Raw genomic sequence first — 6507 nt, 5'->3', positions numbered from 1 at the left:
GTAATCGCGTCACGATCGACAACCCCGCCCGAACTCATACCGCGAAACTAGCCAAGCCCACCGACAAAAAACGCCGCGTTGCAACTCCTGAAACTAAAGTGGCGCAAGTGAATTCGAATCCGACTGGCTGGCCTGCCATCCTGGAAGCCATGGTGCAGTATCGCGATCCAGGGCCGATTGTCTTCGATGCCGTCATCGAACGCCCCGACGGCCCAGGAGCCTATGTAACGTTCCCCTTCAACACGGTTGCCGTCTTCGGTGTGCGGGCGCGAGTGCCGGTCAAAGCGCGGTTCGACGACCGTGTGGCCTACACGGGCTCGTTGGCTCCTTACGGGGGCCAGCACCGGCTCGGTGTGCGCAAAGCAATCCAGAAGTCGCTGGGCAAGACCCACGGCGACAGCGTCAGCGTCGAGTTGGTTCTCGACACCGACCGCGCTGACGTGGCCAGCGGCAACTAACCAGAGTTGCGACTACCAGACGCAGCTGGGCGCCCACGCGGGACTTAGCATGCCTGTGTGACTGGCTCGTACACCTACACTTTCGACGACATCCGGAACCGCCCGGTCGCTGTGATCGGGGCGGGCACGCTGGGCCGCCGCATCGCGCTGATGTTCGCCAGCCGCGGTGGAACCGTGCGAATCCATGCCCGGCGGGCCGAACAACTCGCCGAAGCGACGCAGTATGTCGCCGAGTCACTACCGCAGCTGCTGTCCGACCGAGGTTTTGGCGAGGTCGGCGTCGCGACCGCCGCGACGTCGCTCGACGAGGCGTTGGACGACGCGTGGCTTGCCGTGGAGTCCGCCCCGGAGAAGCTCGAAGTCAAGATTCCGCTGTGGGGCCAGATCGACCAGGCGGCACCGGCGGACACGATCTTCGCGACGAATTCCTCGTCCTACCCGTCACGGCTGATGGCCGAAAACGTGCGCGACAAAACACGTTTGTGCAACATGCACTTCTATATGCCGCCTCAGGTCAATGCGGTCGACCTGATGTCCGACGGCGAGACCGACCGCGGCCTGCTCGACACCTTGCTGACCGTCCTGCCCGAGTTCGGTGTGCACCCATTCGAGGCGCGCAAGGAGTGCACCGGGTTCATATTCAATCGCATCTGGGCGGCCATCAAGCGGGAGTCGCTGGCCGTCGTCGCCGAGGGCGTGGCCCGTCCCGAGGACGTCGACGGCATGTTCAGAGTCAACTGGGGTGTGCCGGCCGGGCCGTTTCAGATGATGGATCTGGTCGGCCTGGATGTCGTGCTCGATATCGAAAACCACTACGCGCAAGAGTTTCCGCACCTACCGACGAACGTGCGGGAGTTGTTGCAGGCCTACATCGATGCCGGCAAGCTCGGCATCAAGACCGGCGAGGGCTTCTACTCGTATCGAACTTCCTGAGCCGGGCCGTGAGCCGGTTCAGTTGCTGAGCACTAGGCGCCAGCTGCCGGGAGCCACCCGATCCGGGACGCACCAGAAGTTGTTCCAGCCACCGGGCGTTGTCGCCTTCACGCCCGGGCCGGCGTCCTGACACGCCTCCCGAGTCGGATAGTTGCCCTCGGTCTGAATCGTGTCGGCGCTGGCGGTGCCCACCCCGGCGGTCAACAGCCCCGCAACGGCCAGCGCACCGGCGGCGGCAATCGTCGCGCCGCGGGCCTTCTTCATCGATCGCTTCGGTTCCATTGAGTCCTCCTGTGTTGTTCCATGGACCAGCGTTAACGTGGAGTGTAGTCAACTGACTACACTCCACGCAAGGGTCATTATTAAGCACGTGTAGTGCGGGCGATGTCCGCGGTGATCGCACCGGTGACCAGGATCAGATCGTGCGGTGAAACCCCGACATCCCAGCCGCGCCGGCCGGCGCTGCACAGTACGCGGTCCCAGTTCAACGCGGAGCTGTCCAGCACTGTGCGCAGCCGCCGGCGCTGACCAAACGGGGAGATGCCGCCGACCACGTAGCCGGTGGCCCGCTCGGCGGCGTCGGGTTCGGCCATGCTCGCCTTCGTCGCGCCCAACGCCGCGGCGACGGCCTTCAGAGACAATCGCGACGGCACCGGAACAATCGCGACCGCCAATTCGCCGGGCAGGGCAACGATCAGGGTCTTGAACACCTGATCGGGTGCGATGTCACCGGACGCCGACAGGTCGCCGACGGCCTCGAATCGCAAAACCTCATGCGGCACACCGGCTTTGGCCAGTTCCGCGAGCGCCGGCGTCGCAGCGCCCGCCACGCTAGGGGCCGGTGTATCCCGGCGGGTTCACGCCGTCGACCCAGAAGTCGACACCGAGTTGCGCGCCCGGCACGCAGTTGTACGCCGACAAGTCGGTGACGCCGGACTCGACCAGCACGTCCTCGCACAGCAGCGTGTTACCGGTGTATTCGCGTGCCGGCTTGGTGAGGATGACGTAGGCCGCGTCGGAATACACCTCGGGCTTGCGGGCCCGGCCCATCGCCTCCTCACCGCCGAGCAGGTTCTGCACCGCGGCGGTGGCCACCAAGGTGCGCGGCCACAACGTGTTCGACGCGATGCCGTCGTCGCGCAGTTCCTCGGCCATCCCGAGCGCGCACAGCGTCATGCCGAACTTGGCCATCATGTACGCCGTCGGCTTCAGCCACTCTTTGCCGAGCAGCACCGGCGGCGACAGCGTCAGAATGTGCGGGTTTTCGCGGCCTTTCAAATGCGGAATGCAGGCCTGCGACACCGCGTACGTGCCCCGCACCTGGATCCCGTTCATCAGGTCGAACCGCTTCATCGGCACCTCGGTGATGGACCCGAGGTTGATCGCCGAGGCGTTGTTCACGCAGATGTCGATGCCGCCGAATTGCTCGACGGTCTTGGCTACCGCGGACTCCACCGACTCGGGGTCGCGGACATCTCCGACGATCGGCAGCGCCTGTCCGCCCGCTTCCTCCAGCTCTTTGGCCGCGGTGAACACCGTGCCCGGCAGCTTCGGGTGCGGGTCTGCGGTCTTGGCGATCAGGGCGACGTTCGCGCCGTCTTGCGCGGCGCGTTTGGCGATCGCCAGGCCGATACCGCGACTCGCGCCGGAGATGAACATGGTCTTGCCCTGGAGGGGCTTCGCGTGGGACATGGCGTCACACTAACGTCCCGCCGCAACCGGCCCGGGTGGGGGACCAGGGACGGAAAGGCCAGGAAATAGCACGCCGGCCAACGGTGTTAGACGAGTCGGTTACTGATGCAGCTGGGACGGACCGGAGCAGACGGTGTCGGAAGCAGCCTTTAGATTGGGAGGAGCAGTCTGGTGTCAACGGCGACGAGCCTGTTGACTCGCGTTCCTGCGAGTCCGGTGGAGCTTTCGACGCTGCCCGGCGACACCGCAGCAGAAGGGACCGTGTTGACCGATATGGCCGACTCCCAAGATGGCCGAGACGATGGTCCGGACGGCGTGGCGGGGTCAGAGAACCCCGAACCGGCGTCCCAGGAAGAAACCCAGCAAGAGACCGACGAGGAACTGACGGCGCGTTTCGAACGCGACGCGATTCCCCTGATCGACCAGCTCTACGGCGGCGCCCTGCGCATGACTCGCAACCCCGCCGACGCCGAGGACCTGCTGCAAGAGACCATGGTCAAGGCCTACGCGGGATTTCGTTCCTTCCGGGCCGGCACCAACCTCAAGGCGTGGCTGTACCGGATCCTGACCAACACCTACATCAACAGCTATCGCAAGAAGCAGCGCCAGCCCGCGGAGTATCCGACCGAGGCGATCACCGACTGGCAGTTGGCGGCCAATGCCGAGCATTCCTCCACGGGGTTGCGCTCGGCCGAGGTCGAAGCCCTGGAGTCGCTTCCGGACACCGAGATCAAAGAGGCGCTGCAGGCGCTGCCGGAAGAGTTCCGGATGGCCGTTTACTACGCCGACGTCGAGGGCTTCCCCTACAAAGAGATCGCCGAGATCATGGACACGCCGATTGGGACGGTAATGTCTCGGCTGCACCGCGGCAGACGTCAGCTGCGCGGATTGCTGGCCGACGTGGCCAAGGAGCGAGGGTTCAACCGCGGCCCACAGGCGCACGAGGAGGTGTCGTCATGAGCGAGTTTTCCGGCCCTATCGACTCGTGCCCCGACGACGATTCCCACGGCAGCATCGGGTGTGCGGAAGTCATCGCAGAGGTATGGACCCTGCTCGATGGTGAATGCACGCCCGAGGCCAAGGAGCGGCTGCGCCAGCATCTGGAGGCCTGCCCCGGGTGCTTCAAGCATTACGGCCTCGAGGAGCGGATCAAGGCGTTGATCGCCACCAAGTGCAAGGGTGAGAAGGCTCCCGACGCTTTGAAGGAGCGCCTCCGGCTGGAGATCCGCCGGACGACGATCATCCGGGGCCTGGAGTAGAGCTCCGACTAGCGCCCGCGGTTACGAGTTGGGCCGTTTGCCGTGGTTGGCTTTGCTGTACTTACGGTCGCGCTTCTTGCGGCCACGCTTGGCCATCGTTTCGAACCTCCGGGATTGCTGGGACGCCAGGTCTTAGGCTGCCGGGCGCCGCGCGCCCGCATGTCGCGGTCCAGTCTCTCACGGGACGCGGCACGCCGCGTCGATGGCCCGTGCGCCGCGGTCTCGGCCGCTCTTGTGGTTCGATATACAGGATCCTGGTAGAAGCTTGATGGACCAGCAGCCAGCATGCGGAGTGGCCGAAACAAATGGCCGAAACAAGTGGCCGAAACGAGTGGGGTGAAGATGGCCGAGGATGTTCGCGCCGAGATCGTGGCCAGCGTGCTCGAAGTCGTTGTCAAAGAGGGTGACCAGATCGACAAGGGCGACACGGTGGTGCTGCTGGAATCGATGAAGATGGAGATCCCGGTCCTGGCCGAGGTCGACGGCACGGTGAGCAAGGTGAGCGTCTCGGTCGGCGATGTCATTCAGGCGGGCGACCTCATCGCCGTGATCAGCTAGGCCCCGGAAAAAGCTTGGCGTTTCGCACGTACCCGGCACTACCGCCGGGGAACGACTCGGGAGTAATCGATGTCCACTCTCGGTGATCTGCTTGCCGAGCACACGATGCTGCCCGGCAATGCGGTGGATCACCTGCACGCGGTGGTCGGGGAGTGGCAGCTGCTGGCGGACCTGTCGTTCGCCGATTACCTGATGTGGGTCCGCCGCGACGACAGCGTGCTGGTGTGCGTGGCGCAATGCCGGCCCAACACGGCGCCGACGGTTCTGCAGACCGACGCGGTGGGAAGCGTCGTCGCCGCCGGCCGGCTGGCGCTCGTCGCGGAAACCTTCAGTTCGGGCGCGATCGGACGGGAAAGTGTTGTGGGGCAACAGCATTCGTGGCACCTGCCCGGCCCGCACGTTGCGGCCTCCCCGGTGCGTTACGGCGACCAGGTGGTTGCGGTGCTGACCCGGCATCAAACCGCGGTGGCCGCCGATCGCACGTCGGGTCAGTTGGAGACGGCCTACCGGGACTGCGCCGAGGACCTCGTGCACATGCTCGCCGAGGGCACCTTTCCCGACGTGGGGGACGTGGCCATGTCCCGCTCGACCCCGAGGGCGGGCGACGGCTTCATCCGTCTCGACGTCAACGGCGTGGTCGCCTACGCCAGCCCGAACGCGCTGTCGGCCTACCACCGGATGGGCTTGACGACCGAGCTGGAGGGCCACAACCTCATCGAAATCACGCGGCCGCTGATTTCCGACTCGTTCGAGGCGCAGGAGATGGCCGAGCACGTGCAGGACCTGCTGGCCGGCGGGAAGAGCATGCGGATGGAGGTCGATGCCGGCGGCGCGACGGTGCTGCTGCGCACGCTGCCGCTGGTGGTGCACGGGTCGAGCGCCGGTGCGGCGGTGCTGATCCGCGACGTCACCGAGGTGAAGCGCCGCGACCGGGCCCTGATTTCCAAGGACGCGACGATCCGCGAGATCCACCACCGCGTGAAGAACAACCTGCAGACCGTGGCCGCGCTGCTGCGCTTGCAGGCCCGCCGCACGGTCAACGCCGAGGGCCGGGAAGCCCTGATCGAGTCGGTGCGCCGGGTGTCGTCGATCGCGTTGGTGCACGACGCATTGTCGATGTCGGTGGACGAACAGGTGAACCTTGACGAGGTCATCGACCGGATCCTGCCGATCATGAACGACGTCGCGTCCGTGGACCGGCCGATCCGGATCAACCGGGTCGGCGACCTGGGCGTGCTGGACTCCGATCGGGCGACGGCGCTGATCATGGTGATTACCGAGCTCGTGCAGAACGCGATAGAGCACGCGTTCGACGCCGCTGCCGCGGAGGGGTCCGTGACGATTCGCGCCGAGCGTTCCGCGCGCTGGCTCGACGTCGTGGTGCACGACGACGGGCGTGGGTTGCCCGAGGGGTTCAACCTGGAAAAGTCAGACAGCCTGGGCCTGCAGATCGTGCGGACCCTGGTGTCGGCGGAGCTGGACGGCACGCTGGGCATGAGCGAAGCCTCCGAGCGCGGCACCGATGTGGTGTTACGGGTGCCGATCGGTCGCCGGACCCGGTTACTGCTCTAGTGCCCACGCAACAGTGCGGCCCCGACGATTGTCAG

10 protein-coding genes are annotated in these 6507 nt (G+C 65.7%); 6 read left to right on the top strand and 4 right to left on the bottom strand.

The features are described from left to right. The first annotated feature begins 149 nt into the window (after nt 1-149). Both ACQI5H_RS05175 and ACQI5H_RS05170 read left to right on the top strand, forming a co-directional pair. A complete protein-coding gene (locus tag ACQI5H_RS05175; protein WP_427078340.1) occupies nt 150-458 on the top strand; it encodes a DUF1905 domain-containing protein in 309 nt (102 codons plus the stop codon). A 57-nt stretch (nt 459-515) separates the two neighbouring features. Continuing rightward, nucleotides 516-1391, top strand: coding sequence for a 3-hydroxyacyl-CoA dehydrogenase family protein (locus ACQI5H_RS05170; RefSeq protein ID WP_427078307.1), 876 nt, complete (start codon nt 516-518; stop codon nt 1389-1391). Nucleotides 1392-1409: 18 nt separating this feature from the next. Here ACQI5H_RS05170 and ACQI5H_RS05165 read toward each other — a convergent pair whose 3' ends face one another. The 3 genes from ACQI5H_RS05165 to ACQI5H_RS05155 form a co-directional block, all read right to left on the bottom strand. After that, nucleotides 1410-1673: a hypothetical protein gene (locus tag ACQI5H_RS05165; protein WP_427078306.1), complete on the bottom strand. Its 264-nt coding sequence runs from the start codon at nt 1671-1673 to the stop codon at nt 1410-1412. Between the two features lie 80 nt (nt 1674-1753). Next, nucleotides 1754-2221, bottom strand: a complete 468-nt coding sequence (locus ACQI5H_RS05160; protein ID WP_427078305.1) for an aminoacyl-tRNA deacylase — start codon at nt 2219-2221, stop codon at nt 1754-1756. Nucleotide 2222: 1 nt separating this feature from the next. Then, complete coding sequence (locus ACQI5H_RS05155) at nt 2223-3083, bottom strand: SDR family oxidoreductase (protein WP_427078304.1); 861 nt, start codon at nt 3081-3083, stop codon at nt 2223-2225. A gap of 168 nt (nt 3084-3251) precedes the next feature. Here ACQI5H_RS05155 and ACQI5H_RS05150 point away from each other — a divergent pair, with 168 nt between their 5' ends. After that, nucleotides 3252-4043 carry a sigma-70 family RNA polymerase sigma factor gene (locus ACQI5H_RS05150; RefSeq protein ID WP_427078339.1) on the top strand — a complete coding sequence of 264 codons (792 nt, stop codon included), beginning with the start codon at nt 3252-3254 and terminating at the stop codon, nt 4041-4043. Continuing rightward, nucleotides 4040-4342 carry a mycothiol system anti-sigma-R factor gene (rsrA, locus tag ACQI5H_RS05145; RefSeq protein WP_427078303.1) on the top strand — a complete coding sequence of 101 codons (303 nt, stop codon included), beginning with the start codon at nt 4040-4042 and terminating at the stop codon, nt 4340-4342. Before ACQI5H_RS05150 ends, rsrA begins: the two co-directional genes overlap by 4 nt. A 21-nt stretch (nt 4343-4363) precedes the next feature. Here the strand turns inward: rsrA and ACQI5H_RS05140 are convergent, their stop codons facing one another. After that, on the bottom strand, nt 4364-4438 hold the full coding sequence (locus ACQI5H_RS05140; RefSeq protein ID WP_003416889.1) for a 50S ribosomal protein bL37: 75 nt from the start codon (nt 4436-4438) through the stop codon (nt 4364-4366). A 246-nt stretch (nt 4439-4684) separates the two neighbouring features. Here ACQI5H_RS05140 and ACQI5H_RS05135 point away from each other — a divergent pair, with 246 nt between their 5' ends. Both ACQI5H_RS05135 and ACQI5H_RS05130 read left to right on the top strand, forming a co-directional pair. After that, entirely contained in the window at nt 4685-4900 is a 216-nt protein-coding gene (locus ACQI5H_RS05135; RefSeq protein WP_427078338.1) for a biotin/lipoyl-binding carrier protein, read from the top strand. A 69-nt stretch (nt 4901-4969) separates the two neighbouring features. Beyond that, nucleotides 4970-6472 (top strand): sensor histidine kinase, encoded by a 1503-nt coding sequence (locus ACQI5H_RS05130; RefSeq protein ID WP_427078302.1) that lies wholly within the window; start codon nt 4970-4972, stop codon nt 6470-6472. Nucleotides 6473-6507 lie beyond the last annotated feature (35 nt).

Origin of the sequence: Mycobacterium heidelbergense, assembly GCF_050205645.1 — a bacterium.
Taxonomy (GTDB): Bacteria; Actinomycetota; Actinomycetes; order Mycobacteriales; family Mycobacteriaceae; genus Mycobacterium; species Mycobacterium heidelbergense_A.
The sequence above is the reverse complement of the archived record's forward strand: the minus strand, read 5'-3'. Positions and strand labels throughout refer to the sequence as shown.